Origin of the sequence: Glutamicibacter sp. FR1 (assembly GCF_047300825.1) — a bacterium.
In the GTDB taxonomy this organism is placed as follows: Bacteria; Actinomycetota; Actinomycetes; order Actinomycetales; family Micrococcaceae; genus Glutamicibacter; species Glutamicibacter nicotianae.
The window spans coordinates 3254428-3280903 of the sequence record NZ_CP178602.1 but is presented as its reverse complement, the minus strand read 5'-3'; the positions used below and the strand labels follow the sequence as shown (position 1 = coordinate 3280903).

At 60.6% G+C, this 26476-nt stretch carries 27 protein-coding genes and 2 pseudogenes; 12 read left to right on the top strand and 17 right to left on the bottom strand.

Translation table 11 applies throughout. The annotated features are described in order from the left end of the window. Positions 1-2 precede the first annotated feature (2 nt). Complete coding sequence (locus ACLQ8T_RS15780; protein ID WP_413455239.1) at positions 3-1493, bottom strand: SulP family inorganic anion transporter; 1491 nt, start codon at positions 1491-1493, stop codon at positions 3-5. A gap of 168 nt (positions 1494-1661) precedes the next feature. After that, the gene (locus ACLQ8T_RS15775; RefSeq protein ID WP_413455238.1) at positions 1662-2132 is read right to left on the bottom strand and encodes a hypothetical protein; all 471 of its coding nucleotides are present in this window, start codon (positions 2130-2132) and stop codon (positions 1662-1664) included. 714 nt (positions 2133-2846) lie between these two features. Between ACLQ8T_RS15775 and ACLQ8T_RS15770 the strand changes: the two genes are divergently transcribed. Then, on the top strand, positions 2847-3305 hold the full coding sequence (locus tag ACLQ8T_RS15770; protein WP_413455237.1) for a MarR family winged helix-turn-helix transcriptional regulator: 459 nt from the start codon (positions 2847-2849) through the stop codon (positions 3303-3305). Between the two features lie 254 nt (positions 3306-3559). Next, on the top strand, positions 3560-4738 hold the full coding sequence (locus ACLQ8T_RS15765; RefSeq protein WP_413455236.1) for a glycerate kinase: 1179 nt from the start codon (positions 3560-3562) through the stop codon (positions 4736-4738). Between the two features lie 15 nt (positions 4739-4753). Here ACLQ8T_RS15765 and ACLQ8T_RS15760 read toward each other — a convergent pair whose 3' ends face one another. Beyond that, entirely contained in the window at positions 4754-5506 is a 753-nt protein-coding gene (locus tag ACLQ8T_RS15760; RefSeq protein WP_413455235.1) for an NAD(P)H-binding protein, read from the bottom strand. Between the two features lie 184 nt (positions 5507-5690). On the opposite strand from ACLQ8T_RS15760, the gene ACLQ8T_RS15755 reads away from it, so the two are divergent. From ACLQ8T_RS15755 to ACLQ8T_RS15745, 3 genes are all read left to right on the top strand, one after another. Continuing rightward, entirely contained in the window at positions 5691-6239 is a 549-nt protein-coding gene (locus ACLQ8T_RS15755; RefSeq protein WP_413455234.1) for a hypothetical protein, read from the top strand. 405 nt (positions 6240-6644) lie between these two features. Then, on the top strand, positions 6645-7706 hold the full coding sequence (locus ACLQ8T_RS15750; protein WP_413455233.1) for a CdaR family transcriptional regulator: 1062 nt from the start codon (positions 6645-6647) through the stop codon (positions 7704-7706). 291 nt (positions 7707-7997) lie between these two features. Further along, positions 7998-9359 (top strand): GntP family permease, encoded by a 1362-nt coding sequence (locus ACLQ8T_RS15745; protein WP_413455232.1) that lies wholly within the window; start codon positions 7998-8000, stop codon positions 9357-9359. Positions 9360-9466: 107 nt separating this feature from the next. Here the strand turns inward: ACLQ8T_RS15745 and ACLQ8T_RS15740 are convergent, their stop codons facing one another. The 3 genes from ACLQ8T_RS15740 to ACLQ8T_RS15730 all read right to left on the bottom strand — a co-directional run bounded on the left by ACLQ8T_RS15740 (position 9467) and on the right by ACLQ8T_RS15730 (position 12141). Continuing rightward, positions 9467-9823: an SdpI family protein gene (locus ACLQ8T_RS15740; RefSeq protein WP_413455231.1), complete on the bottom strand. Its 357-nt coding sequence runs from the start codon at positions 9821-9823 to the stop codon at positions 9467-9469. A 76-nt stretch (positions 9824-9899) separates the two neighbouring features. After that, complete coding sequence (locus ACLQ8T_RS15735) at positions 9900-10892, bottom strand: MBL fold metallo-hydrolase (protein ID WP_413455230.1); 993 nt, start codon at positions 10890-10892, stop codon at positions 9900-9902. A gap of 307 nt (positions 10893-11199) precedes the next feature. Continuing rightward, entirely contained in the window at positions 11200-12141 is a 942-nt protein-coding gene (locus ACLQ8T_RS15730) for a GlxA family transcriptional regulator (RefSeq protein ID WP_413455229.1), read from the bottom strand. Between the two features lie 108 nt (positions 12142-12249). Between ACLQ8T_RS15730 and ACLQ8T_RS15725 the strand changes: the two genes are divergently transcribed. The 6 genes and pseudogenes from ACLQ8T_RS15725 to ACLQ8T_RS15700 all read left to right on the top strand — a co-directional run bounded on the left by ACLQ8T_RS15725 (position 12250) and on the right by ACLQ8T_RS15700 (position 17262). After that, complete coding sequence (locus ACLQ8T_RS15725) at positions 12250-12561, top strand: putative quinol monooxygenase (protein ID WP_413455228.1); 312 nt, start codon at positions 12250-12252, stop codon at positions 12559-12561. Between the two features lie 631 nt (positions 12562-13192). Continuing rightward, a pseudogene (locus tag ACLQ8T_RS15720) lies at positions 13193-14448 on the top strand (ISL3 family transposase). Between the two features lie 169 nt (positions 14449-14617). Beyond that, the gene (locus ACLQ8T_RS15715; RefSeq protein ID WP_413455227.1) at positions 14618-15001 is read left to right on the top strand and encodes a YidH family protein; all 384 of its coding nucleotides are present in this window, start codon (positions 14618-14620) and stop codon (positions 14999-15001) included. Further along, a complete protein-coding gene (locus tag ACLQ8T_RS15710) occupies positions 14998-15330 on the top strand; it encodes a DUF202 domain-containing protein (protein WP_413455226.1) in 333 nt (110 codons plus the stop codon). The genes ACLQ8T_RS15715 and ACLQ8T_RS15710 overlap by 4 nt, the downstream gene beginning before the upstream one ends. Positions 15331-15487: 157 nt before the next feature. Beyond that, positions 15488-15919: a DUF6069 family protein gene (locus tag ACLQ8T_RS15705; RefSeq protein ID WP_413455225.1), complete on the top strand. Its 432-nt coding sequence runs from the start codon at positions 15488-15490 to the stop codon at positions 15917-15919. A gap of 905 nt (positions 15920-16824) precedes the next feature. Next, entirely contained in the window at positions 16825-17262 is a 438-nt protein-coding gene (locus tag ACLQ8T_RS15700; protein WP_413455224.1) for a DUF6069 family protein, read from the top strand. 92 nt (positions 17263-17354) lie between these two features. Here ACLQ8T_RS15700 and ACLQ8T_RS15695 read toward each other — a convergent pair whose 3' ends face one another. From ACLQ8T_RS15695 to ACLQ8T_RS15680, 4 genes and pseudogenes are all read right to left on the bottom strand, one after another. Then, positions 17355-18656, bottom strand: coding sequence for an MFS transporter (locus ACLQ8T_RS15695; RefSeq protein ID WP_413455223.1), 1302 nt, complete (start codon positions 18654-18656; stop codon positions 17355-17357). Between the two features lie 155 nt (positions 18657-18811). Then, positions 18812-19315, bottom strand: a complete 504-nt coding sequence (locus ACLQ8T_RS15690; protein WP_413455222.1) for a hypothetical protein — start codon at positions 19313-19315, stop codon at positions 18812-18814. A 61-nt stretch (positions 19316-19376) separates the two neighbouring features. Next, positions 19377-19718: pseudogene (locus tag ACLQ8T_RS15685) on the bottom strand (transposase); the annotation flags it as partial. 211 nt (positions 19719-19929) lie between these two features. Further along, positions 19930-20184, bottom strand: a complete 255-nt coding sequence (locus ACLQ8T_RS15680; RefSeq protein ID WP_204719542.1) for a hypothetical protein — start codon at positions 20182-20184, stop codon at positions 19930-19932. Between the two features lie 249 nt (positions 20185-20433). Here ACLQ8T_RS15680 and ACLQ8T_RS15675 point away from each other — a divergent pair, with 249 nt between their 5' ends. After that, complete coding sequence (locus ACLQ8T_RS15675) at positions 20434-21057, top strand: hypothetical protein (protein ID WP_413455221.1); 624 nt, start codon at positions 20434-20436, stop codon at positions 21055-21057. Positions 21058-21150: 93 nt separating this feature from the next. Here the strand turns inward: ACLQ8T_RS15675 and ACLQ8T_RS15670 are convergent, their stop codons facing one another. From ACLQ8T_RS15670 to ACLQ8T_RS15640, 7 genes are all read right to left on the bottom strand, one after another. Beyond that, positions 21151-21456: a hypothetical protein gene (locus tag ACLQ8T_RS15670; protein ID WP_413455220.1), complete on the bottom strand. Its 306-nt coding sequence runs from the start codon at positions 21454-21456 to the stop codon at positions 21151-21153. A gap of 185 nt (positions 21457-21641) precedes the next feature. Beyond that, on the bottom strand, positions 21642-22238 hold the full coding sequence (locus ACLQ8T_RS15665) for a GNAT family N-acetyltransferase (protein ID WP_413455219.1): 597 nt from the start codon (positions 22236-22238) through the stop codon (positions 21642-21644). 206 nt (positions 22239-22444) lie between these two features. Then, positions 22445-23140, bottom strand: coding sequence for an SDR family NAD(P)-dependent oxidoreductase (locus tag ACLQ8T_RS15660; protein WP_413455218.1), 696 nt, complete (start codon positions 23138-23140; stop codon positions 22445-22447). Between the two features lie 235 nt (positions 23141-23375). After that, the gene (locus ACLQ8T_RS15655) at positions 23376-23897 is read right to left on the bottom strand and encodes a DUF2812 domain-containing protein (RefSeq protein WP_413455217.1); all 522 of its coding nucleotides are present in this window, start codon (positions 23895-23897) and stop codon (positions 23376-23378) included. Beyond that, a complete protein-coding gene (locus ACLQ8T_RS15650; RefSeq protein ID WP_096256521.1) occupies positions 23894-24217 on the bottom strand; it encodes a PadR family transcriptional regulator in 324 nt (107 codons plus the stop codon). Before ACLQ8T_RS15650 ends, ACLQ8T_RS15655 begins: the two co-directional genes overlap by 4 nt. Before the next feature lie 337 nt (positions 24218-24554). Beyond that, positions 24555-24818, bottom strand: a complete 264-nt coding sequence (locus tag ACLQ8T_RS15645) for a TetR-like C-terminal domain-containing protein (RefSeq protein ID WP_413456427.1) — start codon at positions 24816-24818, stop codon at positions 24555-24557. 292 nt (positions 24819-25110) lie between these two features. After that, entirely contained in the window at positions 25111-25932 is an 822-nt protein-coding gene (locus tag ACLQ8T_RS15640) for an alpha/beta fold hydrolase (RefSeq protein ID WP_413455216.1), read from the bottom strand. Positions 25933-26476 lie beyond the last annotated feature (544 nt).

Sequence of the window (26476 nt, the reverse complement as noted above, 5' to 3'; positions counted from 1 at the left end):
CCCTATCCGAGCTTGCCGCCCATCCGGTCCTGCATCTTCTGGCTGGCCTCGTTCAGGCCCTGGATTTCCACACTCTTCCCGTAGCTGCCGTACTTGCTGCGGATCGAGTCCAGGGCGGCGACGGTCGAGGCATCCCAGAGGTGCGAGTCGGACATGTCGATGATGACCTTCTCGGGGTCCTGCGCGTAGTCGAACTGCATGTACAGGTCGTTGGAGGAAGCGAAGAACAGCTCTCCGTTGACCTTGTAGACGACGGCATCTTCGGTGGCGCTGCGGTCCACGGTGACCATATGCGCCACGCGATTGGCGAAGAGCACCATCGCCGCGAGGATGCCCGCGCCCACGCCGATGGCGAGGTTGCTGGTGATCACGGTGAGCGCCACGGTGATGGCCATGACGAAGGTTTCGCTCTTGGGCATCATCTTCAGCGTGCTCGGTCGGATGGAATGCCAGTCGAAGGTGGTCGCCGAAACCACTATCATCACCGCGACCAGCGCTGCCATCGGAATCTGCGCGACGATGTCGCCGAGCAGCACCGCCAGCATCAGCATGAAGATTCCGGCGAAGGCGGTGGAGAGGCGGGTGCGCCCACCGGAGACCTTCACTCCCACCATGGTCTGGCCGATCATCGCGCAGCCGCAGATGCCGCCGAAGAAGCCGGTGACGATATTCGCGGTGCCCTGCGCCCAGGACTCGCGGGTCTTGCTCGACGGGGTGTCGGTGATGTCATCGACCAGCTTGGCGGTCAGCAGTGATTCAAGCAGGCCAACGAAGGCCACCGCGATCGCATAGGGCGCGATGATCTGCAGCGTCTCCAGGTTCAGCGGCACGCCAGGCAGGTGGAAGATCGGCAGCGAGTCGGGCAGCTCGCCCTTGTCGCCCACGGTGGGCACGGAGACCTTCGCGAAGATGGTGACCGCGGTGAGCACCACGATCGCGATCAGCGGCGCCGGGACAGCCTTGGTGATCTTCGGGAAGAAGCAGACGATGGCGACGCCGAGGATCACCAGCGGGTAGACCATCCACGGGACATTGCGCAGCTCGGGCATCTGCGCCCAGAAAATCGAGATGGCCAGGCCATTGACGAAACCGATCATCACCTGGCGCGGGATGAAGCGCAGCAGCTTGGCCACTCCCAGAAAGGCCAGCGTGACCTGGATGATGCCGGCCAACACCACCGCGGCGAAGAGGTACTCAACCCCGTGGGTGCGCACCAGCGGGGCGACGACCAGGGCCACCGCGCCGGCGGCCGCGGAAATCATTGCCGGGCGCCCGCCGGTGATCGCGATGACCACCGACATGGTGAAGGAGGCGAAGATGCCCACGCGCGGGTCCACTCCGGCGATCACGGTGAACGCGATGACCTCGGGGATCAGTGCCAGCGAAACGACCAGTCCGGCGAGCAGTTCGGTTTTCAGCAGCCGCGGGGACTTGAGGGTGCGCAGCACCGATTGCCGTTGCAGGGGCGTCAATTCAGCGGTCGCGGTACTCACTGGGGCTCCGTTTCGTCAGGTGTCCCAGGAAAGGGAAGTGGGATCCCGTCTACGTTATCGCACCGGAGGTTGCCTGAGCCCGATCGGGCCCAGTGCTGCAGATTTGATGCGCGCGCTGAACGGCAAGTGGGACGTACGCGCTCGCCGGTTGGGAGAAGAGCAGATTGCTCAACAGTCAGTGTTCAAAAGCCCTCCGATGCCGCGAAGGTTGATTTCACCGACGTTGACTCTGTGCAGATATTGATCTGGTGCTTCTTGTTCAGCACTGTCACGACTGCAGTACAGGGCCGTAGGCTGCGGAGATTCCATGATCCCGAAGACTGGATTCCCATCGCCATCCTCGTCGGACGGCAACAAAGTAGTATGCGTGAGATACAGAATGCTGCCTGTTGCGACGTCCAGGCGTTCAGCGTTGTTCACCGTTCGTGCTTCCCAGCTGACTTCAGTTTCCGGGCACTTTTCTTGAATCTCAAAGCATTCACGCTCACTGGCCACGACCGCAATTATTGGCTCTATATGTTCCAGATCTGGAAATGGGCTGGGTTGTTTGCCATAGACAACGTAGACCGTCAGGTCCGCTGAATATTTCGGGCTAAGGTGATTCTTGATTCTTGACAGGATACTGCTCAGAGACGGCATGGATCTCACATTCTGTACAGGAACATAAGCATCAGCATAGTAAGTCCCGCCGTTTTAAGTTCGAAATCCCGGCGAATTGCTTCGCCGGGATTTCTCGATCATCACTCGCACCTTTATGAGGTACTTACCAATATAGGAGGCGAAGCTATGCCGGTGCTGAGCGCCGACTGCAGATTTGGGAAAACTGTGCCACCGGCTGCCTGCACAGAGATTGCATTCTGCGGGAGTCGCGGATTGCAGGACCCGGAATGGCAAATACAGTGCGCGCGCAGTTCGGGGTTTCGAGAATTGCTGGAGGCAGGCAAATGATTCTGCATACAGAAACTGGCACTGTCGCAAGACCGACAGTGCCAGTTTCCGCGTCATCACTCGCACCTTCATGAGGTACTTAAAACTCTAAATCGACATTCTGTGGATGCAATAAGCATGCACTGCGCGTAGGCCATGCATCGAGCGAGATGCTTCTGGTTAACCAGCAACTCCCGCTGGTTGCCCAGCGGGAGTTGCCTGATCAACCCTCGCACCTTCATGAGGTGCTTTCTACTCTAAGGGCGCTTCCTATGGCCCGGCTGGGATGTGGGTTCGGATTGCAGGAGTGCCGGGAGGCGCTCTAGTCGATGTCGGCCAGCTGTTCCGGCATGGCCTCGCTTTCGGACTTCGGTTTGGCCAGAGCCGGAATGCAGGCGGCTATGAGGCAATGCCAGCGGTGGAGAAATGCCAGAAGAAAAGGCCGGGATCAAGGGCCGTATCGCAGAAATCGAATATGAGCAGATCATGTTCAGCCGCTGCACCATCGCCCATCAGCTGTATTCGGGAGGGCTCGACGGCAGCTTGTACCTGTTGATGAGCCGCATCGATGGGCAGGGCCCGATGAGCATTACCGAACTGAGCCATGCCCTGCGCCTGGATAACTCGACCTTGCAGCGCCAGATGACCGCGGCCATCAAGGGCGGATACCTGGAACGCATTGCAGATCCCCAGGGAAATGTCGCCCGCACGATCTGCCTGACCGCGATGGGCGCCCAGCGGCTGTCGGATTCCCGCGCACTGTCGACCGCCTCGCTGGAGCAGATCCTGGGGGATTGGAGCTGCGCTGATATCGAGCAGTTCGCCAAATACCTGAATCGTTTCAACAGCTCGATCGAAGAGTACAGCGAAGCCAAGAGGGCTTAAAGAGAAGTTCCCGTTGGGCAATATCCAACGGGAACTCCTACGATCATCACTCGCACCTTCAAGAGGTGTTTACAACATTACTGGCAGTTTCTGTGCCGGCCCTTTGGCTCAGCTACGCATATTCGATGCTTCGGCACAGGCGGGCCGCACAGACTGCGCTTGGGCGAAATGCACATAGATCCACCGGCGGCCCGCAGCGAAACTTGGTCAAATTTCCATAGGCCCGCGAGCCGGTTCTCCCTAAGCTGGGAAGCATGACTCCAAAGCAGAAGCCAGCGCCCGCAGCTACTCGTCAGTTGAACGTGGCCATCGTGCCTGATTCCTTCAAGGGCAGCGCGCGGGCCAGCGAAGTGGCTGCGGCCCTGGCCGACGGCTTCGCCAAGGCAGCGGCCAGCCGCAAGCGCGACGTCGAGATCACCGCGGTGCCCTTCGCCGATGGCGGAGAAGGAACCCTCGAAGCCCTGATCGATGCCTGGGGAACCGAAGCGATCAGCGTGCAGACCACCGACGCCCTGGGCCGCCCTGTCGCGTCCCGGCTGGGACTGTCGGCCGACGGGAAGATCGCCGTGGTTGAAGCGGCCGAAGCTGCCGGCCTGCCGCAGGTCAGCGACGTCGAACGGCGGCCGCTGGAGGCAACGACCTACGGCCTGGGTGCGCTGGTCTCCCGTGCCCTGGAACTGGGCGTTTCGCAGATTATCTTGTGCTTGGGCGGCTCGGCCACCACCGACGGCGGCACCGGGCTGCTTGCTGCCCTCGGTGCCAGCTTCCTGGATGCCGACGGCGCGAAGCTGCCCGCTGGGGGCGGAGCGCTGCAGAATCTGGCCTCCATCGACGTTTCGGCGCTTGACCCGCGGGCGGCGAACGTCCAATGGCAGATCGCCTGCGATGTCACCAACCCGCTGCTCGGCGCCAAGGGCGCGGCCGCGGTGTTCGGTCCGCAGAAGGGCGCCAGCCAGGAGCAGGTGCAGCTCCTGGATTCCGGCCTTGCCCGGCTGGCCGATGTGCTGGAAGCCGATACCGGGCGCAAGCTGCGCGAGCAGCCGGGCATGGGCGCGGCTGGCGGCTTGGCCATCAGCCTCGGATCCTACTTCCAGGTGGATCTGGTCCCCGGCTGGGATTTGGTGGCGCAAGTGCTTGGCGCCCACGACATCCTCGAGGGCGCGGATCTAGTACTGACCGGGGAAGGGCGCCTGGATTCGCAGTCGCTGGACGGAAAGGTGGTCTCCGGGGTGCTGCAGGCAGCCGGCGAGAACGCCGAGGTGATCGTGGTTGCCGGGTCGGTGGACCTGACCGATGAGCAGTTGGAGGAATCCGGGATCCTGGCCGCTTATTCCATTGCCCCGGGGCCGGCAACGCTGGCAGAACTCTCCGCGCAGACCCTGTCCCTGGTGGAGCGCACCGCGTTCAGCGTGGCGCGCACCTACCTGCGCTAGCCTGCACGTCCGGGGTCAGCCGGCCGTGCGCAGGTACTCCTCGAGGGACATCGGCGGGGTGCCGGTGATGTTTTCGACGTGGTTGCTCACCTGAGACATCGCATCGCTGGCGATGGCTGTATAGGTGCTGACCCAGGCATCCAGCTGCCAGTCCGGGGCACCGAAGACCGCACGCGAAGCGTACGCCTCCTCGATGGTTTCGTTGTGGAACACGATCTGCTTGCCGCCGGCCCCGCTGAGGATGCGTGCCACATCGGCCCGGGCGACCGGAACGAAGCGGCCCTCGCCTGCCGGTCCGCGGATGACCCCGTCCTGTCCGGCAAGGTGCGGCATGAGGTCCTGGTAGAAGCTGTCGCGCAGGAAAGTCCAGCGCATCCCGGACTCCTTCAGGTATTGCTCGGTGGCGTGGTGCTCGCGGGCAAGGGTGAACAGCGCATCGGGTGCCGCGGCGGAAAAGGATGTATAGACGACCTGCGTGACCCCGGCCTTGCTGGCCGCGTCGATGAAGGCACGGTGCAGATCCATCCGCTGCGGTCCTTCCGGAGCGGAGACCATGAAGAGCACTTCAACGCCGTCAAGGGCCTCGGTGCTGGCGGACTGGTCGGCATAGTCGAATTGCCGTACCTCGGCCTCGGGCAATTCCGGGGCCTTCGACGGCGTGCGCGCCAGCAGGCGCTGGGCGATCCCGCGGTGGGCGAGCAGATGGGCCACCAGTGATCCGAGCGCGCCGGTGGAGCCGGTGACTGCAGTACTTGGCGTGGACCCCATGGCTGCTCGCTTCCCCTCTGGTGCAATGCCCAGTGCCAGCCTAGGCGAAGCGCGCCCTATTCGATACCCCAGCGTTGGGACGACTTCGGCGGCGTGAGGTGTCAACCGAGGGGTTGAGATCGGCTGCCCAGAATTACCTCAGCTTGCCGATGTCCTTGCGCGGGTGGATTTCTACGATTGAACCATGAACAAGAAAAGGTACCTCGTCGTTGGCTCCCTGAGCATCATTTCTGCGCTCCTGCTATCCGGATGCAGTGTCAGCGATCTGTTGTCGGACAAGCTGGATGAGTCAACGACTAGAACTGCGGAATCCTCCAGCAAAGCTGTGGCAGATGGCCTCTTGCCGAACTGGGTTCCTGAAGGCGGAACAAATATCGAGCTGGTGCAGCGCAACACAGGCAGCGAACGTATTTTCGTGATGGACTACGAAGGAAAACTCAACGATGGCCAGTGCACCGCTCTGAGCAAAGTCGGAGATCCAACCGACGCAGAATTGGCTAAGGCCTACGCTTCCGATCCGCGTACCAAGGATCTGGCAGCAGTCGAAATATCCAAAACTAGAACGCTGGATGCAGACTGGTGGCCAGACGACGCCCAGACGCGTACCACGGATCTCTGCGGACGGTTCTGGGTCCACCAGGCCGATGGAAAACTTTATGCCTTTGCCCCCGACTTGGTTGTCCAGGTGCAGGCCATTGAGAAAGAGCGCGCGGCGGCCGAGAACAACAAGTAGCTTTCAACTGGTCGGCCATGATTCGCAGGCCGCCAAGCCATTCTGCTGTGACCTGGCCGGTGGCTTGCGAATTCATGGTTCGAAGGAAGTCGGTCTCTAGCTGTTGGTGTTCGGAGCTAACCGAGTTGCGTACACAATGCAACCGGCCAGTCCGAGGAAGCTGAGCAGAATCGCAGAGAAACCGAGTAGGCCCGGAAGCTGCTGGCTCCAGGTCATATTGAACGTCACGAGCAGAGCGACCAAAAATCCCCCCGTCAGGTAGCTGACAGCTGAACTCATGATGAACCTTTCGTGGGGAGAACTTGCTTCAGCGAGCCTAGCATCTCCATGCGCGGGAGCCTAGGACCTTGAGCAGCTGTTTTGGACTTCCATGTCCGTATGGAAGGTGGCGGCTAGGATGAAGACATGAATCAAAAGGAGCAACCTCGGCTGGCCAGCGCATTGGCGCAAAAGGTCGTTGATACTATCGCTCCGACCATCAACCGCAACGTGAACATCATGAATGCTCACGGGGTCATCATCGCTTCGACCGATGCCGCGCGAATCGGCACCCACCACGACGGCAGCGCCGAGGCAATCAGTCGCAACGCCATCATTCGGGTCAGCCAGGCTGACGGTTCCGCGGGAACCCTGCCAGGGGTCAATGTCCCTCTGACGCTGAACGGCCAGCTGTGCGGAGTTGTCGGCGTGACCGGTGCTCCGCATGAGGTGGAGCCGCTGGCCGGCCTGATTGCCTTGACGGTGCAATTGCTCTTCGCCCAGGACTACGAGCACTCGCGCAGTGCGCGCCGCGAGACCGAGGCCCGCGACATCATTTCTGCGCTGATCGCAGGCCGCGTGGCCCCCGAAGTCATCGACCGCTCGCTGGCTGCCCATGGCTTGCGCGGGCCGAAGTGCATCGAAGCATGGCTCCCGCGAAGTGTCGAGGATCCGTTGCTCGGAGAACCTGCCAAGGAACACCACCGCACGTCTTGGATCAGCCTGTCCGGTGCGTTCTGGAGGCTGCGCGCAGCCCACGAGCCTGCTTTCGCTGAAGAACTCTTGAACGAGGAACGTTTCCTTGTGTCCATGCCGGTGGAAACTGCAGAGGAGCTCATGGCCGAAACCGAAGCGCTGCGCGTGCTGCTGGGGTACCCATCGCTCGTGCCCCGCCATGCCCAGCGCGGAATGTGGAGCCGGGAAATTGCGGTGGCTATCGCCCGCACCCCAGCGCGCAGCCTGGAACATGCCGCCGCTCCGGCGCAACAGCTCAACGAGGAACAAGCCAAAACCCTCTTGGTGGTTTCGACGGCTGCATCGATGAGCCAAGCCGCCTCGGATCTGCATATTCACCGCAACACCTTGGTGCAACGGCTTGAGCGGATCAGCCAGATCAGCGGTGTGGACATCCGGCAGTCCAGCGATTCACTGAAACTCCAGCATGCGATTTACGCCAGAGAGGCCTTGGGACAGCTGCATATTTTCTAGGACCCGGGAACTGGGTTGCGGTGACAGTTGTGGCAGTAGCCGGATATTTGCACACATTGACCCAAATCGAAAGAGGGCAAATATGGTCGTGTGCCCATAGGTAATCGGTGCGGGTTTTTCTAGTATTGGCAGGATGATCGATCTTTGCGCCCGAATTCCGTGGCGGCACGGAGGCATCTAGTCCAACAGCCAAGGCTTTGAGCAGCTTTGCCGACGGGGCTGATCCACCGGTTGTGCCATCGTGGGCCGGGAGCAGAGAACTACTGTTTTTGGCAAAGGAGCCAACCCGCCGTGTATGAACTTCTTGTTCTGCTGATCCTTGTCGTGGCCATCGTCATGGTCACGGCACGCTTGAAAATCAGCCCATTCCTCGCCCTCATTGGCGCCGCCATCCTGGCCGCCTTCGCCTACCGGATTCCGCTGGCCGACGTGGCCTCGACGGTCACCACGGCCTTTGGCAGCACCATGGGCAACATCGGTCTGGTGATCCTGTTCGGAACAATGATCGGAGTGATCCTGGAGAAATCCGGTGCCGCGATCTCCATGGCAGATGCGCTGATCAAGGTCCTGGGCACACGGTTCCCCAACCTGACGCTGTCGATCATCGGCTACATCGTTTCCATCCCGGTCTTCTGTGACTCCGGGTACGTGGTGCTCAACTCGCTGCGCAAAGCCATCACCCTGCGCACCGGAGTTTCCGCGCTGGCGACATCCATCGCATTAATGACCGGCCTGTACGCAACCCACACCATGGTGCCGCCGACTCCGGGCCCGCTGGCCGCAGCGGAAAGCATCGGGATTGCCTATAACCTGGGCCTGATCATCGCTGTCGGATTGCCAGTTGCCGCCATCTCAGCGCTGGCAGGTTTGGCCTATGCCAGCCGTTTCAACAAGTCCAAGTGGACCCCGCTGCCGAGTGAGGGCGAGGATGACATCTCCGAACTCGACTATGAGCAGCTGCGCGCAAGCTTCGGCAAATTGCCCAGCCCGGCATTGGCATTCATGCCGATCCTGGTTCCGCTGGTACTGATCTGCGCCGCCTCCATCGCGAAGCTGCCTTCGCACCCATTCGGCGAGGGCATTGCACTGGAAATCCTTTCCTTCATCGGCACCCCGGTGATCGCGCTGATCTTCGGCTTGATCTCCTCGACCTTCCTGCTCAGCGGTGACAGCAAGCTGGCGGTCTTCAACGAGCAGATGCATGAAGCCGTGCGTACCGCTGCCCCGATCTTGCTGATCACCGGCGCCGGTGCAGGTTTCGGCGCGGTGCTGGCGGCCTCGGATCTGACGATGATTCTGTCGGATTCACTCAGCGGCCTGGGCTTGGGCCTGGCGGTGCCGTTCCTGATCGCCGCTGCGCTGAAGTCCGCGCAGGGCTCGTCCACTGTGTCCATGGTGACCACCTCCGCGCTGGTCGCGCCAATGCTCGGCTCCTTGGGTCTGGGTTCGGAACTGGGCATGGTGCTCACGGTCTTGGCCGTCGGCGCCGGTGCGATGGTTGTCTCGCACGCCAACGACTCCTACTTCTGGGTCGTGTCGCAGCTCAGCCGCATTCCGGTGATTACCGCATACAAGACCTTGAGCGTGGCAACCGCCATCCAGGGCACCGCTGCTTTCCTGACGGTATTGTTCCTGGGCGCCGTGCTGCTGTAGCAAGACGCTGACCGCGCAAGCAACGGATCGCACCATCTGCCGATGGCGCGATCCGTTGCTTTAAGCATGTGTCTGAAAGTGGTAGCCGAAGAGCGACGGGCTGCCCGCTAGACGCCCCGCGCGGCCTTGTTCGCCTTGGCAGCCGAGACCATCAGCAACACGATAATGGCCAGATAACTTGCGCCGGTCGTGGCGAAGGCGAAACTGAACTGGCCCAGCACGCAGAGGATCGCTGCACCGGCCAGTATGGCCCAGCCGGACCAGGTAGCCGCGGCCACCAGCGGCGCAGCCCGCCGATGCCCTGCCAACCAAGCCTCGTCGCTGGCCAAGGTATGGCGTGTCTTGATGCCGATTGCCGCATTGCGCGCGAGCTTTCCATCCCGGGCCATGGGTGCGAGGAACGCTGCCACCACAGTGATGGCCAGCAACCCGAACATGAAGGGGATGACGCCTGCTGGATCCACGTTCCACCTGTTCTGCCTATTTGCCGTGAACAGCCATCCTATTCGGAAGCTGCGCAGTTCCCGGGTTCGAATTTCGTCATGCAAGTGTCATACGAAGGCCGCGCAGCCAGCGATCAGGCAAGCAGGAGGCTCGAAGGTGACGTATTCTGTCCTGCCGTTCCCTCGTATGACAGTGCCCTTCCGAGACTGCTGCCGGCATTTCACTAGTGACGCGGGAAAAGGATATCGTGTCCAGGTCGTTGGGCACGAGGTAGGTGCCGGAGAATTTCTCGGCGTGGGCCTCCCAGACTTCCAGGGGAGTGGTTCCGGGGACCAGGTGGTGCAGGGCCAGGGTGCGTGCCCCGGCCTCATGCGCAATCGCGATCGCCTGTTCCGGCGAGGTGTGCGAGGCGCGATGGTGGTCCATCGAGGCCTGGGCTTCCAAGGTGCCCAGCGAACCGTAGGCGCGTTCCACCCAGGCGAAGTCGATCGCTTCATGAAGCAGCAGGTCGGTGTCCTTCGCCAGGTCCACCAGGTTCCGGCAGGGCGCGGTGTCCCCGGAAATGGTCACCGAGCCTTCGGCGGTGTCGAAGCGGAAGGCGAAGGCCGGGGCGATCGGCGGATGCTTGACCAGCGTTGCGCTCACCGTGACCAGCTCGTCGCGGTAGATCTCGAATGGCGCGAAGTCCGCCGGGGTCGGGTTGGCATTGGGGTGGTACCCGGTGCAGGCAGGGATTTCGATGTCCGAGGCGATGAAGTGGTCCAGCGGGGAGGGGCGCAGCGCGTTGATCACGCGGTCGTTCAGGTCAGTGGCGTAGGCCTGCATCAGGTGCTCGAACATCGAGGCGGTGCCCGGGGGCGGGTTCTGCGCGAAGACCGGCTGCGGTGCGGTGGTGGCGCGTGGCGACGCTGGCGGCAGGGCGCCGCGGTCGCCCGGGCCGATGATGGCCAGCGACGCCAGGTCGATGGTGTGATCCGAATGCAGGTGGGTGAGGAAGATGCCGCGAAGGTTAGCCGGGGTGAAGCCCGCCTTCATCAGCTGGTTGCCCACGCCGGTTCCGGCGTCCACCAGATAGACGCTGTCGCCCACGACGACGGCGGTGGAAATGCCTGCGCGCTTTCCGGCGTTCTCGCCGGTCTACCGACGCTACCCCGCCGGCCGGCTTCGGCCGCCCTGACCTGACGGCCTTCGCGTCTCATCCCAATCGACCCTGATCGGGTCTGCAGATCCTCTCGACGAGAACGCAGCGACATCATAGCCACCCAACCCCGACCGTCCGGGAAGCCGGGGCACGTCGCATGGCCTGTGCTGCGGGCGTGACGAGTGGGGCGTCCAGGGGCGACGCAGGAGCGTCGACGCGACGTGCTGAGAGGTGGTTCTAAGGCATGGCGATAGGTCAGGAACGGCGTCGCTCCCTGCGCAGGAGGGAGCGCAGAGTCTCGGCATTCGCGTAGCCGACCCGTAGCGCGATTTCGGCGGAGGTGAGGTCCGTGGTTGCTGAGAGGTGCCGAGCTCGTTCGATGCGAAGCCGTTGGACGAAGCCGAGCGGAGTGAGGTTGAGCGCCGCACGGACTCGTCGTTCGAGGGTGCGCCGGCTGGTGCCGAGCGACTGCGCGACGAAGGCGACGTTGAACGGTTCGTCCAGGCGGGCGCGCACGAAGCGTTCGAACTCGACGACGATCGGGTCCTCGTGCCGGAGATGTTCGTAGGCGACGAAGGCCGCCTGCGACGGGCGCTCGTCGATGAGGAGGAGCTTGGCGACATGTTGGGCCAGGTCGGGGCTGATCGATCGCACGAGTGAGAGCGCGAGGTCGATGTGGGCGAAGGCGGCGCCGGCGGTGACGAGGTTCCCGTCGACCACGACCATGGTGTCGAGATCGAGGTCGACGGTCGGATAGCGCTTCAGGAACTCCGGCCCCAGGAACCAGCTGGTCGTCGCCCGTCGATGATGCATCCGTCCGGTCTCGGCGACAGCGAACACGCCGGTGCACGCCGCGGCGATCCGGGTGGTCGCCTCGTCGAGGCGTCCGAGCGAGGCGATGACCGAACGAGCATCCCGGCTCTGGAGGGCGTCGTTGGTAGCGGCGGTCGTAAGGGTTCCAAGCGCAGGGACGACGACCACGTCGCACTCTCCGGACTCCGACAGCGGGTGGTCCACCGACAGGGTCATCGATGCCGTCGTGGTCACTCGCCGTTTCGGTCCGAGGATGGCGAGTTCGATCGGGTCGATCCGCGGGTCGACATCGCCGCGGGCTCCGTCGGCCACCCGCACGATGTCGATGATCGACGCGATAGCCGAACCGAAGCAGCCGTCGATCGCGATCAGTCCTATACGCATGACGTAAACAATAGCATTACTGCCGTATACGCCACTTCTCACATGCCCTTGCTCGTCATAGACTGAACTAGCTTCACCAAGAAACCACGACACCTAGGAGAACCCCTCATGTCAACACCCACATCACTTCCGTATGCCTTCGTCGCCAAGATCGTCGCGGCCGATGGACAGCACGACGCGCTCGCCGATCTGCTCGCCGGCGCTGTCGCGCTCGCCAACGAAGAAGCAGGAACGATTGTCTGGTTCGCGGTCAGGACCCACGCCGACACCTTCTGGATCTTCGATGCATTCCCCGACGAGGCCGCTCGCGACGCCCACGCCAACGGCGCCATCGTCGCAGCCCTGATGGCCAACCAGCACCTCCTCGGCGCAGCACCCGAGATCCTGGCGGCCGACGTCCTCGCGTCCAAGCTCCCGTAGTCCGCCAACGCACGAGACCATCGCGCCCCGCCGAGCCGTCGCCAGGTCGCGACGCAACGCCACGCTGCGTTGCCGAGCGGTGCGAGGCCTATCGGCACACGGACAGGATGCCGGCCGCGAGCGCTCAGCCTGCGAGGGGTCCGTCGCAGAGGAGAGCGACGTTGGTGTCGGGCAGAGCCGTGAGGCCAGCGCATCGCGCGACCACCAGAACCGAACAGCCCCTGCCCTGCGTTTCCGCAGGTCAGGGGCTGTTCGCCGGAGCCGCCTGTCGAATTCGAACCGACGACCGAATCACGTCGGCTTTGCGTCTATCGCTTGATGCGCCCACTGGGCGAACGAGCCGCTGACCTGCGCAAACGCCGAGCGTGGGGACGCCGCCATCCGGTGGTGACCGACGACGGCCGACCAGTACCGACCGTTTCACCGGAGCTTGCGGCGGCGTCGAAGCCGAGTAAGCTCCATTCCTTTAGCTCACCGCGCCCTCCTCCTCGCCGGTCCCGTCGTCGTCGAAGACGTTTCAGGGGTCTTCTCAGATGACGGTGTAGGTCGGCCGGGCGCGTCGGTCCGCAGATAGACGTCGAGGTCTCCCGACGGCGGAGGTGCCTACGCCATCCATCCGAAAGACCTCGACGTGTCCGACGCTACCCCGCCGGCCGGCTTCGGCCGCCCTGACCTGACCGCCTTCGCTCGACTCGACGGCCTCGGTCTGAGCGTGACCGGACAACGACTTGAACCGGATCGTGCGGTCCTCGCGTGCCGCGTGGTGGAACCAGATCAGTGGTGCCGACGGTGCGGCAGCGAAGGCGCTGCTCGTGACACCGTGATCCGGCGGTTGGCCCACGAGCCGCTGGGCTGGCGACCGACCGTGCTGGAAGTTGTAGTGCGCCGCTACCGCTGTGCCGACTGCGGACACGTGTGGCGCCAAGACACCAGCGCCGCGGCGGAGCCACGCGCGAAGCTCTCGCGCACCGGGCTGCGGTGGGCGCTGGACGGGATCGTGGTCGCACACCTCACCGTCGCCCGTGTCGCCGAGGGACTCGGGGTCGCGTGGGACACCGCCAACAACGCGGTCCTGGCTGAAGGCAAGCGGCTACTGATCAACGACCCCACGCGGTTTGCGGGCGTGAAGGTCATTGGCGTCGATGAGCACGTCTGGCGCACACCAGGCGTGGCGACAGGTACGTCACCGTGATCATCGACCTCACCCCGGTACGCGATGGCGCCGGCCCAGCAAGGCTGCTGGACATGGTCGAGGGCCGGTCGAAGGCGGCGTTCAAGACCTGGCTCGCCGACCGCGACGACGCCTTCCGTGACGCGGTCACGGTGATGGATCCCTTCCACGTCGTGCGCCTGGCCGGTGACGCCCTCGACAGGTGCCGGCGCCGGGTCCAACTCGCGATCCACGGGCACCGTGGGTTCAGGGACGACCCGCTCTACAAGTCGCGGCGCACGCTGCACACCGGCGCGGACTTGCTCACCGACAAGCAGAGCGACAGGCTACGCGCGCTGTTCGCTGATGACGCTCACGTCGAGGTCGAGGCGACCTAGGGTGTCTACCAGCGCATGATCGCCGCCTATCGCCACGAGGACCGGCAACGTGGCCGCGAGCTCATGGAGAAGCTGATCACCGACCTCAGCGCCGGCGTCCCCAAGGTGCTCACCGAGCCCACCACCCTGGGCCGGACCCTGAAGAAGCGAGCCGCTGACGTGCTCGCCTACTTCGAACGACCCGGCACCAGCAACGGGCCGACCGAGGCGCTCAACGGACGGCTCGAACACCTGCGCGGCTCCGCACTCGGGTTCCGCAACCTGACCAACTACATCGCCCGAAGCCTGCTCGAGACCGGCGGCTTCAGACCCCAACTCCTACACCCCCGATTGGGATGAGCCAGATTGGTGGAGGCCATGGAATGCGCCCTTTCTTTCGTTCAAGTGCTGCAATCAATTATTATGCGCTGGATCACATCCGTAAAACTGTTTTTATCAACCAGCTAAATAAGTTTCACCGATGATTGGTTGGGTATGCTCATAGCATCGACGTACACCAAGGAGGGTCATGTCCGAGCCCGAACGCAGCCAGATCTCACGCTGGCTGCTGCCCGAGGGCAGCGAGCCCGACCCGCGCTTCACCCTTGCCAACGAGCGCACCTTCCTGGCCTGGGTTCGCACGTCTCTGACGTTCCTTGCCGGCGGCACAGCGCTGGAGGCCTTCGCCGCCGAGGCCTTCCCGTCGCCAGTTCGCACCTGGCTGGCGGTGCTGGTGATCGGCGTCGGCATCCTGATTGCCGCCGGTGCAGCCGTGCGCTGGGTCCGCGTGGAACGCAGCATGCGCACCGGGCGCCCGCTGCCGATTCCCGCCATTGTCCCATTGCTGGCCTTCGGTGCAGTGGTGGCCTCGCTGGCGGCCATCGCCATGATCTTCTGGTCTCTCGGCTCGTGAAAGACGAACCCATCGAGATCGCCGATGCGGGCCTGCAGCCCGAGCGGACCATCTTCGCGTGGAATCGCACGATGGTTTCCTTTCTCGTGGTCTCGGCCGTTTTCCTGCGCTGGCTGCCGCACTACGGCATCGGCATGATCCTGCTGATCGCGGTGTCCTCGTCGATGGCTCTGGGAATCCTGCTCTCGCAGCGTGCGCGCTATCGGCGCATGGCCCTCGGGGTGAAGCACGAGAAGGTCCAGGCGGACGTGGTCGTGGTGCTGATGACCACGCTGGCGCTCTGTGCGCTGGGCGGATACGCGTTGTTCCTGGTGCTGGGCCCCAACTAGTCACGGTGCGACCGCGTGCCGTTGATGCCGCTGCTGAAGGCATCGGAAAATCGCCGGATCCATTTGCCGCCAGCGGGCGTACAGTGGAACTACCGGTTCAGCTCGAATTCGCCGTAAAAGGGGATGATTTGCGATGCAGGCTGACGTTAGATTCAAGATGCCGTTCAATTTCGCCCAGGTGGTGATTGCGGCTTTCGGGGCCATGTCGCTGAGTGTCTTGGCCTACTTCATTGCCAGGGTCATCGGCGCATCCATGGAGTACTCCGGCGGCTTGTTCCAAAACCTGGACTTCATCCATATCGTGCGCTTCACCGCTCCGCCGATTCTCGTTCTCGGGTTTCTGACCTTCTTGATTGGCCGGGCCAAGCCGGGGTTCTGCCGCATCGCCCAGATCATCGGCGTTGCAGTCGTGCTGGCCTCGGCGGTGGTGCAGTGGTTCTTCGCCGAGGACTGGGGGACCGCCCTGACGGTGACGATCATGCACCTGGTGGTTGCGGCGTCCTGGTATATCGCGGTGAACTACTCGAATAGGAAGTTCAACGAGATCGCGGAACTGGACGGGCTGCGAAACTCGCAAAGGAGCGCCTGAGGCGGCGATTGCCTGGAACAAGCCGGTTGTGAGACCGATCGGGGAAGCCGGCTCTTCGTTCCGAGCCTTCCGAGAAGTTGGCGGACATGCCAACGGGCACGGATGAGTGTCGGCGTTTAGGAGTTTCCTCGCTTGTGAGATGGGCCCTGAATTGGCTGCATTTTTAGATGATCTAGCTGGACCCATCGGCGGTGGGGCAGAGTGCCCAGATCGAATGAGAAATCTTTGCCTGCGCAGGTCAATCAATGCATCCAATGCTGACAGCGTAAGAAACACGCGCAGAAGCGGAGGGTTGCCAGAACCATCCGGAGCCAATCGAAATTCCTCCGGATGCTCCGAACTTGATGGCCAAGGGTCAGGGATGCTGCTTGGGGAGGGGTGGCTCAGGATGCAGGCTTTCGGCCTGCCTCAAATAGTTATGATGTACATAAAGTGTCCATGTGAGTACGCTTGGAAACTATGAGTCCTTTAGATCCTAACTTCTACGAGATGTTCTTCTTCTATATTCTCCCCGCTCTTGTCGTGGTCGCCTTGGCAGTATTTGCAGTCAAGGCATACAAAAATTCGAAGAAGCCATCCGAGGGTCAGGGCACTGAAGAGCTCGATCCCATGGATCGGTGAACCGTTACTGCCGCAGGGGATCTGCTGGTAGATGCCATCAGCATTCGACTTGCTGCGCTGATCTTCTTGCCCGCGCCTTGCGGCCTTGGTTGCATTCCAAGCGTGCCATCGGCCCGGAACCAGGCTCGTGCGGTGAACTACTCGAACAGGAAGTTCAACGAGATCGCGGAGCTGGAAAACGTATAGTCACGCTAAGTGTCGCGGTTCTCACGGGCTATTGAGAGCCGTGGCACAGGTGCTCGGGAATAGAATGGTTGCGAACTTTCAACAATTCTAGGAGTGCCATGACGGCTCAGGGACAACCCAATAGCCCATTCAATTTCATCCAGGTGATTATCGGCGCGCTGGGTACCAGCTACCTGAACGTCATCATTTTCTTCCTGGCTGGCGCCGCTGGGGCATCCCGCCGGATCGGTCCGAACCCAACTGATGTTGTCGCCTTCGACCGCGTGCTGCAGCTCACCTTGATCCCGATCCTGTTCTTCGGCCTGGTGGTCTTCCTGATTGGACGGGCAAGCAAGGGCATTTGCAAGATCGCGCAGTGGGTCGGCCTGATTATTGCTGTCGTGTCGATCGCCTTCCCGATCATGCACGCAGCGGATGCCGCTACCGCCGTGGGCCTGAGCCTGATCCATATCGTGACCGGCATCGGCTGGTTCTTCTCGGTGCACTACGGCAACAAGAAGCTGCACGTTCCGTCGAAGGATGTAGCGGTGGCCTGAGCCTGAAAGCGAAACCTCGCAAAGCGATCAGTATTGATCTGCTCTGCGAGGTTTTTGCGTTAAACGGCCGTGCAGTAGTGGTGCCAGTCGGGCTATACCCCGACTTCTTCGAGCTGCGGATCATCGTAAGCCTTGCGCATGCGCGGCAGGAACAGCAGGCTCACGGCCGCCGCGAAGCACAGCGCCGCGGCGGTAATCCATGCGGCCAGGTAGCTGCCGGTGGTTTCCCGCGACAGCCCCGCGGTCAGCGAACCTGCGCCGGCGCCGATCATGTGGAAGGCGAAGACCCAGCCGAAGACCACGGTTGCCTTGACCGGACCGAAGTATTGGCGGCAGAGCACCACCGTAGGCGGCACCGTGGCCACCCAGTCCAGGCCATAGAAGATGATGAAGATCCACAGCAGCGGTTCGACGGTGGGCCCCATCAGCGAGTGCAGGAACAGCAGCGAGAGCCCTCGCAGCGCGTAGTACACCGCAAGCAGCAGCCACGGGCGTACGCGGTCGGTCAGCCACCCGGAGAAGATGGTGCCGAGGATGTCGAAAATTCCAATCAGTGCCAGCAGTCCGGACGCGGTGGTGGCCGGCATGCCGTGGTCATGCGCCGCAGGGATGAAGTGCGTTTGCACCAGTCCGTTGGTTGACCAGCCGCAGATCCAGAAGGTCATCGCCAGGACCCAGAATGCCGGGTAGCGCGAAGCCGAGAACAGGGCCTTGAGCGTCGCGGCGGCCATCGACCCTTGCTGGGGTTCGCCTGCCGGAGCGGCAGCGGCTTCGGTTCCGCCGTAGGGAAGCACCCCGGCTTCGGCAGGGGAGTTGGCAAAAGGCCAGCGCAGCAGCGGGATGATCAGCACCGCGAAAACGGCAACCACCAGGGCAGCGATCCGCCATGAATACTGCTCGATGATCACCACGATGCTCGGAAGAAACACCAACTGGCCGGCGGCATTCGCGCCGGAGAAGATGCCCATCACCAGGCCGCGGCGTTCGGAGAACCAGCGGTTGGCCACCACGGAACCGAAAACCAGCGCCATCGCTCCGGTGCCCAGTCCAACCAGCACGCCCCACAGCACCCACAACTGCCAGATTTGGCTGATGAACACCGATAATCCGGCACCCGCGGCCACCAGAGCTAGGGCGATGGCGGCCACCTTGCGCATGGAATAGCGTTCCAGCAAGGTCGCGGCGAAGGGTGCCGCCAGGCCGTAGACCACCAGGTTGATGGTCACCGCGGTCGACAGCTGGGTGCGGAGCCAGCCGAATTCGGATTCGAGCGGTTCGAAGAACGCTCCGGTGGTGGAGCGGAAAGCTGCTGTGGCAACGAGCGCCAGTGTGGTCACGATGGCAACCAGCCACGCTCTATGGATCCGCAATGGCTTTGGGGAACTCAATCGCACGCTCCTTATAGGTGATGCCTAAAACATTGCACCGGGGCCAACAGGCCTCGAAGTTCATGACACCCGCGGAACAAATATTGACTCCCCCGGTTGTGGAGCGCCTTGCATTACCGGGACTTGCTGCAACTGCCGAAGCGCAGTGGACGCAGGGTTCGCTATGCGGGGTCGTCGCCTTTGCCGGAGTTCTGGCGCCGGTTGCGAGGACGCCGGTCCTGCGCGGGCAGTGCACCCAGCGCCTGCCGCGGGAAGGTTTTCGGCTTGGACCCGGAGGGCAGTTCGTGCTTGCCCAGCGGATCCACTAGATCCGTCGGGCCAGCTGATGCGTGGCTTGCTGGGGTCGTCTTGGTTGTCTGGGCGGTGACCGGGGCATCGCGGATCACCGGCATCCTGCGCGGCGGCAGCGGGCGATGATGATGCACCAGATAAATCAGCATAGCCAGGGCCTTGTGCATGACAACGATGGTGAAGATCGCCGCTCCGGCATAGCAGCCCCAGGCGACCAGGTGCAGCGTGGTCACGTTCAGGACGTTCAGCTCCAATGCACTGTTGAGCATCATGACCGCGCCGATCTGCCCGATCACCACACCGAGCACGGCTAGTGAAATCGCAAACCAGAAGTACACCAGGGCATCGGCACCGGGTTTCTTCACCACAACCATGTGTACCTCCGTTGGCCAGCTGTCGGCGGTCATTGGTTCACACTATAGTGGCTCTTCGCAATCAAGGGTGTAACACCGGTCTGAACCCACCAGACTCCAACAGAGACCTCGCGATGCAATTCGAGAGGTTCCCGAACCCCAACGCCGAACCTCGAAGATGCTCCAAGCGCCCATTGATCGCCTCGGTTGGCCCGTTCGATGACCCCATATGATCGAAATACGCCAAGATATCCGACGCGCCGTTCTTCAACGTTGTCGCCAAGGACCTCACCTCGATCATTTCCTTAGGCAAGGCCTTGGCCAGGTCATGGATCAAATCCCTCAACCGTTCCTTCCCCTCCCGTAGGGAAGGAGCCCGGTATGCGGCTACCAGCCGTTGATAAACCTTCCACGTCGCTTCCACGAACGGGTCTGCTGAAGGTTTGGTTGACACCAAGGTTTACGCTGCCAGAGCGACAGACTCCTGTAGGCAGCTGAGCAGCTCAAAAAACACCGTTAATGGTGAGCCAACCGGTAAGATCTGCAAAATTCACTTGGACTGACCTGGAGAATCCACGCTAAGGGCTACCCAAACCACGTGCGTCGCTATGGCTGAGACGCGTCGCGTTCAAGAATCAGGGGAGGCCTTCGGCTTTTTCATCGAGACGCTCGCGCCAAGTTCCAAGCCAACTCTTGACCTGCAAATTAAGTATTGGATAGCAGTCAGACTCCTCGACATCAAGCAATCTGGCGAGGTGCGTTCTCGCCGTTGATTCGTCGGGTGCCCGATCAATGATCTCGAAGACCTCTGCTCTACGTTCCAAAGCCATTTTGAGGACATTCACCATTCGCAGGGTGTCCTGGCCGGAAGCGCGCTCGTCGTTGTTCATATCCAGAGTCTCCCATATCTTATTGTGCCTAAGACCGCATGGTTCCCCCCTAAAACGCCCCTTATGGGCAACCCTTGCTGGGCATCGAGGACGGTCAATTTTGGAAGCTCAACTCTTTTCCGTTTTGGACCGCCCGCGCATCCAGGAGAAAGAAACTCAATGGCAACAGATATTTGCCAGCACCTTGACAAGAATTAAGAAAAGCTATGTGGTGGAAATAACATATTCACACTGTGTAGGAAGGCATTAATGTTTACGTCAAAGATTCTTGCTTTGGCTGCCGTAATTGCGCTTTCGGCAACCATCGGCACTCCGAGCCTTGCGATGGAACCCGCGCAGCAGCTCGCACCGGACCAGGCCGAAATAACGACTCAGTTCGATGAGGCTGGAAATCAGGTGTTTTCGACTGAAGCAACAGAACTGACAATCTTGCCAGCAGAAGAATCTACATTCACGCAAGCTGAATATGCGTTGCTTGCTCCCAGCATTCGATGCGACCTCGGGGTCCACCACCCACACGGCTCACATCACGTAACCGCCACGATTAACGGCACCGCCAGCATCTCGTGCAGCGGTGGTAATGCCGTTAGCCTAACAATTCACTATTCGCTAATTCGTACAGCCCCCAACCCCACGCAGTGGGGCGGCTCCACAGAATCAAATTCCGGCAGGAACTATATCTCCACCAACCGAGGGGTCAGTTGCAAGGAAGGTCCTGGAGATTTTCGAGGATGGGGAAGGGTGAAATTAAGCCCCCTCCCGGATATGTACTCGACACTGCATCGACCTACCAAAAATACGGTTCCATCTTACCCATCGCCTGCGGCGCTGCTTCACTTTCTACACAATCAGAATCCGACTTGGCGTCTTTGATGACTGTCACGTTCGTGCGAGAAGGTCAAAAGAACTAAGTCTTCATTGCTCTTGGGGTGGGGCCGGCAGAACTGCTGGCCCCACCCTGTTGTACTACCCGGGGATGAATCTCCCGATTTCCGTCATCTCACCCATATTTGGGTCTCTCCCCTCAATGCGAATGAGAGCCGCCACCCGCGGCTTCCGATAATCATCGGGCACGGTTCCGTCTACCTCGACAAACAGCTCATAGGAGCGCCCTGCAGCATGGTCGCGTATCCATTCCTTCACCTGATTGACATCCAACGCGCCTGACACAACAAAGGCCTCTAGGTTAAAGCTCACCTGCCCCGGACCGCTCTGCCAAAAATTGACTCGGTAAGTCGGGTATTTTTCATAGTCTTCTGGCTCTGCATGCACGGTCGGAGTTACTTGCATACTCAGACAATATCTGGGCTTGAAACCATTCCGCCAGTTACCTTAGCCCAGGCCGTTAGTGCGTGTCGCGCACATCAGTGTTCGCTGTCAAAATCAGTCGTTTTTGGTGTCCCGTAGGAGGAACGCTAACTGGGAAGCTGACCCCGTCAATCTGGCGCGTAGGATGACTAACTTTCGTAGGCGTTGAGTCTTTCGGCAAGTCCGAATTTCACGGTTGGCCATTCGGCTTCGACTATGGAGAACACCACGGTGTCCCTGACGGTGCCATTCTCGAAGATCGTGTGGTTGCGAAGAACGCCGTCTTGCTTGGCACCGAGTCGCTCGATTGCGTGCCGGGATTGGTGATTGTGCCAATGCGCCCGGAACTCCACAGCGATGCATCCCAGTTCCTCAAACGCTCGCTGGAGCAACAGCATCTTGGCTGCGGCGTTGACTCCCGTTCCTTGAGCTTTCGACCCGATCCAGGTTGACCCGATTTCAAGACGACGGTTGGCGGGTTCGAGGTTCAAATACGTGGTCATTCCCACCGCACGAGAAGTCCGTGGATCGATGATGGCCCAAGGAACAATCCGACCCTCGGTGTGCAAGGAAACCCGACGTTTGATTTCCTTTTCCATGGTCGCAGGAGACGGGATATGCGTGTACCACGTCCGCCAAAGCTCATCGGTTTCAACTGCTGTAACGAGGTCGTCATGGTGCGTCTCGGAAAGCGGTTCGAGTCGAACGAACGGGCTTTCAAGCACGGCTACGTCTGTAAAGTCCACCTCTTGAGTCTAGCGTCGCTCAACATCAAGACGTTTTTCGGAGTGAAGGCTGGATATGTCCCGTATGACGGTCCCCGAGAGGAACGCCCGTAAGAGGAACCCTCACTGGGACTCCATCGCATGCGGTTGTGGTGGTAAACCGTAGTGGTTCCTAGTCATGCGTATTTTGGTGTGTTTCATTGCCTGATTGTGAGGCTTTGCAAGCGCTAGGAAGTGCCAGGCTTTCCGACAGAGAGTTCGCGAGCATATGCGTCAGCAGGATGATCCAGCACCGACAGAATCATCGTTGCCATTGACGCGGGATTGATTTCACGGTTGGGATCGTAAGAAGCCCCAAACGATTCACGAACTTTTTCCAGCATCCGAGTAGCCGTCCCCTTGGGGTAAATAGACGTGACGCGGATGCCGTTGCGTGATTCCTCCTCACGCAAAGAATCAGCAAACTCCCGTAGCGCAGCCTTGCTGGCAACGTAGCCTGACCAATTCGGAACACCTGACATTTTCGGTGCCGCATTGATAAATATCGCGTGTCCTTGTGCAGCCCGAAGCCCCGGCAGTATAGCAGTGGTTAACTTGGCCGGTGCCGAAACATTGACCCTGAACATTGTGTCCCATAGATCCGAAGACGTGGAAGCCACCGAAGCCACATCAGCCATGCCGGCGTTTTGCACAACCACATCCACCCGTTTCAAATTGAGAAGGATCTCGGGTGCCTCGGAATGAGTGGACATGTCCCATATAACGGGCATGACTTCCTCCGGCAATTCAGTCAACTTCTCATGGGACCGACCGACGGCAATCACTCGGTATTTCTGCTCCACCAACTGGGAAACCAGAGGAATTCCGAGGCCACCGGTAGCACCAGTGACGAGAGCTACGCGGTCGGTATGATCAATAACCATATACTGATCTTGACATGACGCTCGACAGGAATCGGGGACATCAAGCGCTGGTGTCGTGTTCCAAGGGCGACTGCAAATGCCGCCCGAAGCCCTCGGCACTTCGCTTGGGCGTCCGCAAGCCCAAGGCTCTACGGGACAGTCACACCAAAAATGTGGTTAGAGTATCGACCGCTGTTTCTCCCGTGTTGCTATGAGGTCCATTTTCTGACCGCGATGATCAATCTAACCTAGGTGATCAGCTTGAGCGATTTAGCTTATTCAAATGACTCCAGTATCCGACCAGCGGAACGACGGTGTAGACAACGGGAAATAAGAACACCACCAGCAAAGACAGTTCTAGCCATTCATTCCATGAGGCCACACGAACTCCCAAACCGACAAGCAGGAAGGCAATCAGCGCGATGACGCTGTAGCGAAGGTAGCGATCTCGATTTCGGGTAAGTTCGTCTCGTCGTGACTCGGCGGTGTGGATCGGAGCCGTTCCCGGTACTGCTTTAAAGATGTGCACGTCTCCCATCGAGATCACGAGCTCCCAGCCAGCCGCCTGGAAGATGTCGAAGTACTCCGACGATGCGTTGCTTTCGTAAGCGAGGTCGAAGACCGCCTCTTCGGGGACCCCATCGACGAAGCTCCATCCGTGACCCAGCTTCGCGATACCGTTCAGGTGTTTTCCCTGACCTGCCATGTCCGCGAACATAGCCAGGTCCTTCTCGGGGCTGACTGCCAGACCGTTGCTCATCTTGTTAGTGGTGCTCATGCTTCCTCCATGATGTGATCCGCCATGACCAGCAACTGGCGGCGACGTTCGATATTGCGGACGAGGACCTCGTGACCCTTCGCGGTTAGGTGGTAAGTCCGACGCGACTCGTCACCCTCGAGTTCCTTGATGAGGCCGGCGACGGCAAGCTTCTTGAGCGTCGTGTAGAGCGAGGCAGGCCCGAGTGTAATGGCCCCCTCGCTCTCCTGTTCGAGGAAATGCATCACGGCGTAACCATGGCGCGGGTGGACCAGTGCGAGCAGTACGTGCAGTGCAGTGTCGACAAGGTCTCCACTCTGATAACCAGAATTACGTCCCATTACGACACCTCGCAGAGAACGTATCATTAAACGATATATCCATGATAGATATATAAACACGGGAGTCCATATGAGGTCAAACCGACGACCGCCTCGTCGCATTACCGTGGTGCCCGTAAGCCGGTGGTGCAGTCAAACGGATAGACGCGACATTTCGCTACACAACTACTGACTCTCATCAGCCAAAGATCCGGGGATTGATGGGAGTCGGTAGTTTCCGAAGCGGGAGCAAATCCTCGATTCAATTGATCCAGAAAGTGGATGTCCCGCTCAGGGTTCCCCCATGGATAGGCAGTCGAGATTCCATCGCTACCCCTTAACCCCTTATGTACAAGCATCACCGAGACCAAGTGTCCAGGGCGACGACGACGCTCTCCGTCAGTCTGGCGAAGCTGCGCTCCAGGTCCACAGGAAGCTCGAATGCCCCGCGCGTTTCAAGATCAACGAAGCCATGGAGCGAGGACCGAAGGAATCGTGTGGCATCCACAGCGTCGTCCCCGAGGAGCCCGTAGCCCTCGAGGACGTTGAAAACGACGTCAGAGATTGACGATGAGGCACTAGCGTCATCGTCGTCGCCGGAAGCGGGCGCATGTACCGTCATCGGGTACTGTCCGGGATGTTGCAGTGCCCAACGACGATAAGCAAGCGCCAGCGCCCTGATGGCATCGTCTCGGGAGCGTCCGATGGCAGATTGTCCGAGGACGTGGGCCAGACTCGTTTTGGCACGGAGCATGATGTCGCGTTGCAGGCCTGGCATTCCGTCGATGTGCTTGTAGAGGGATGGGGTCCGCACACCTAGGCTCTCTGCCAGGACGGAAAGGCTCAATCCGTCTAGGCTACGGTCGAGAATCAGCGCCGCCCGCTCGACGACTATCGTTCTGTTCAGTCCGGGCCTAGACATGATTGGTTAGCGCGCTGAGGAACTTGATAATAGCGGTCGAGGTAATCCCTGGTTGCTGCGATTGGGGATAGTGGCCGGCCTCGGGAATGATGACGGCAGATCCGTGAAGTGTGTGCGCGATCCAGTCTGCTTCGGCCGTGGGGTCCTTGAAGTCCGGGTCTTTCTCTCCCATGAGGACAAGTGTCGGCGAATCCACCGCGGCTAGGCATTCGCCTGCCCGTAGGTGGTCGGTGCGCGTGGTGAGGCAGAAGGCCCTTCTGTAGCCGGGTCGTTTCATGCTCTTGATTGCTGCCTGGCGGTATTCGGCGAAGTCCGCGGGCTTGGTGCCGGCGTAGAGGGTAGGCAGATAAGCTTTCCAGGCCGCTGGTGCCCAGGGACGAGCCATCATGATCCGGAAGAGGAGGTTCTCGAAGGCGTTCGTGGATGGTTGGCGAACGAAGGGGCCGATCAGAACGAGTCCACTGATGAGCTCGGGGTGCTCAGCCGCAACGATTACTGCCGCACCTGCAGCCATCGAGTTGCCGACAACGATGGCGGGACCACCCAGTTTCCGTAGCAACCCCTCGATATCCTCGGCCGTGTCGACGTCGCCGTAGCTAGGGAACGAGGCATCGCTGTCCCCGTGTCCTCGCAGGTCCGTTGTGGCAACGGTGTATCCGGCGGCAACAAGCGCTGGGGTTAGGAAGCGGTATGTAGACCGCAGTTCGCCCATTCCCGGAACAAGCAGGATGAGCGGCCCTGCGCCTTGGATGTCGTAGGCAATTTTCCCCTGCGTTGGGAGCTGCAAGTATTTCGTTACGAGTCGCGATGCCATAAGGCTAATCTACTTAGCTGAAAAGATAAGTGCAATAGCCTTGAAGTTGTTGCGATGCCCCTTGCTCGGCGAAGCCTGGTGCTTCTACGCTTTGTCGTGAAATATGTGGAGCCCGAGTGTCCCACTTAACGTTCCTCTTACGGGCGGCAGTGCTGTGGACTATGGTGTGACTGTTAGTTTCATTTGGCGGGTTTTCACAGTTGGAATGGCGTATTGAGCAGCACGGGTACTGCCAGGACGATAACGCCAGGATCAAGCACACGGGCAAGGTGGAGCATAAAGGATGAGTAGCAGCCTCCAATTCTTCAAGGTGGCTACCCATCAATCGGTGCTATTTTTCGGGTTGGGCCTCTATAAACCATCATTTACGGGACGAAGAAAACCGCCATTCGAACGTCCGACTGTTAATTTCGTTTGGCGGTTAAATCGCAGTTTGGAGTGTCGGCTCCTAGTTCTAACACGTGAGATCACGCTAAAAGGGATTCCGGTTCATCCCATGAAAGCGCATCATCTCGCGCTTCAGGATCTGACCACCGCATTGCGT

Coding starts and splice junctions, on each gene's coding strand:
- ACLQ8T_RS15775 (WP_413455238.1), bottom strand. CDS start 2,132: ATGCCGTCTCTGAGCAGTATCCTGTCAAGAATCAAGAATCACCTTAGC.
- ACLQ8T_RS15770 (WP_413455237.1), top strand. CDS start 2,847: ATGCCAGAAGAAAAGGCCGGGATCAAGGGCCGTATCGCAGAAATCGAA.
- ACLQ8T_RS15765 (WP_413455236.1), top strand. CDS start 3,560: ATGACTCCAAAGCAGAAGCCAGCGCCCGCAGCTACTCGTCAGTTGAAC.
- ACLQ8T_RS15760 (WP_413455235.1), bottom strand. CDS start 5,506: ATGGGGTCCACGCCAAGTACTGCAGTCACCGGCTCCACCGGCGCGCTC.
- ACLQ8T_RS15755 (WP_413455234.1), top strand. CDS start 5,691: ATGAACAAGAAAAGGTACCTCGTCGTTGGCTCCCTGAGCATCATTTCT.
- ACLQ8T_RS15750 (WP_413455233.1), top strand. CDS start 6,645: ATGAATCAAAAGGAGCAACCTCGGCTGGCCAGCGCATTGGCGCAAAAG.
- ACLQ8T_RS15730 (WP_413455229.1), bottom strand. CDS start 12,141: ATGCGTATAGGACTGATCGCGATCGACGGCTGCTTCGGTTCGGCTATC.
- ACLQ8T_RS15725 (WP_413455228.1), top strand. CDS start 12,250: ATGTCAACACCCACATCACTTCCGTATGCCTTCGTCGCCAAGATCGTC.
- ACLQ8T_RS15715 (WP_413455227.1), top strand. CDS start 14,618: ATGTCCGAGCCCGAACGCAGCCAGATCTCACGCTGGCTGCTGCCCGAG.
- ACLQ8T_RS15705 (WP_413455225.1), top strand. CDS start 15,488: ATGCCGTTCAATTTCGCCCAGGTGGTGATTGCGGCTTTCGGGGCCATG.
- ACLQ8T_RS15700 (WP_413455224.1), top strand. CDS start 16,825: ATGACGGCTCAGGGACAACCCAATAGCCCATTCAATTTCATCCAGGTG.
- ACLQ8T_RS15690 (WP_413455222.1), bottom strand. CDS start 19,315: ATGGTTGTGGTGAAGAAACCCGGTGCCGATGCCCTGGTGTACTTCTGG.
- ACLQ8T_RS15680 (WP_204719542.1), bottom strand. CDS start 20,184: ATGAACAACGACGAGCGCGCTTCCGGCCAGGACACCCTGCGAATGGTG.
- ACLQ8T_RS15675 (WP_413455221.1), top strand. CDS start 20,434: ATGTTTACGTCAAAGATTCTTGCTTTGGCTGCCGTAATTGCGCTTTCG.
- ACLQ8T_RS15660 (WP_413455218.1), bottom strand. CDS start 23,140: ATGGTTATTGATCATACCGACCGCGTAGCTCTCGTCACTGGTGCTACC.
- ACLQ8T_RS15655 (WP_413455217.1), bottom strand. CDS start 23,897: ATGAGCACCACTAACAAGATGAGCAACGGTCTGGCAGTCAGCCCCGAG.
- ACLQ8T_RS15650 (WP_096256521.1), bottom strand. CDS start 24,217: ATGGGACGTAATTCTGGTTATCAGAGTGGAGACCTTGTCGACACTGCA.
- ACLQ8T_RS15645 (WP_413456427.1), bottom strand. CDS start 24,818: ATGACGGTACATGCGCCCGCTTCCGGCGACGACGATGACGCTAGTGCC.
- ACLQ8T_RS15640 (WP_413455216.1), bottom strand. CDS start 25,932: ATGGCATCGCGACTCGTAACGAAATACTTGCAGCTCCCAACGCAGGGG.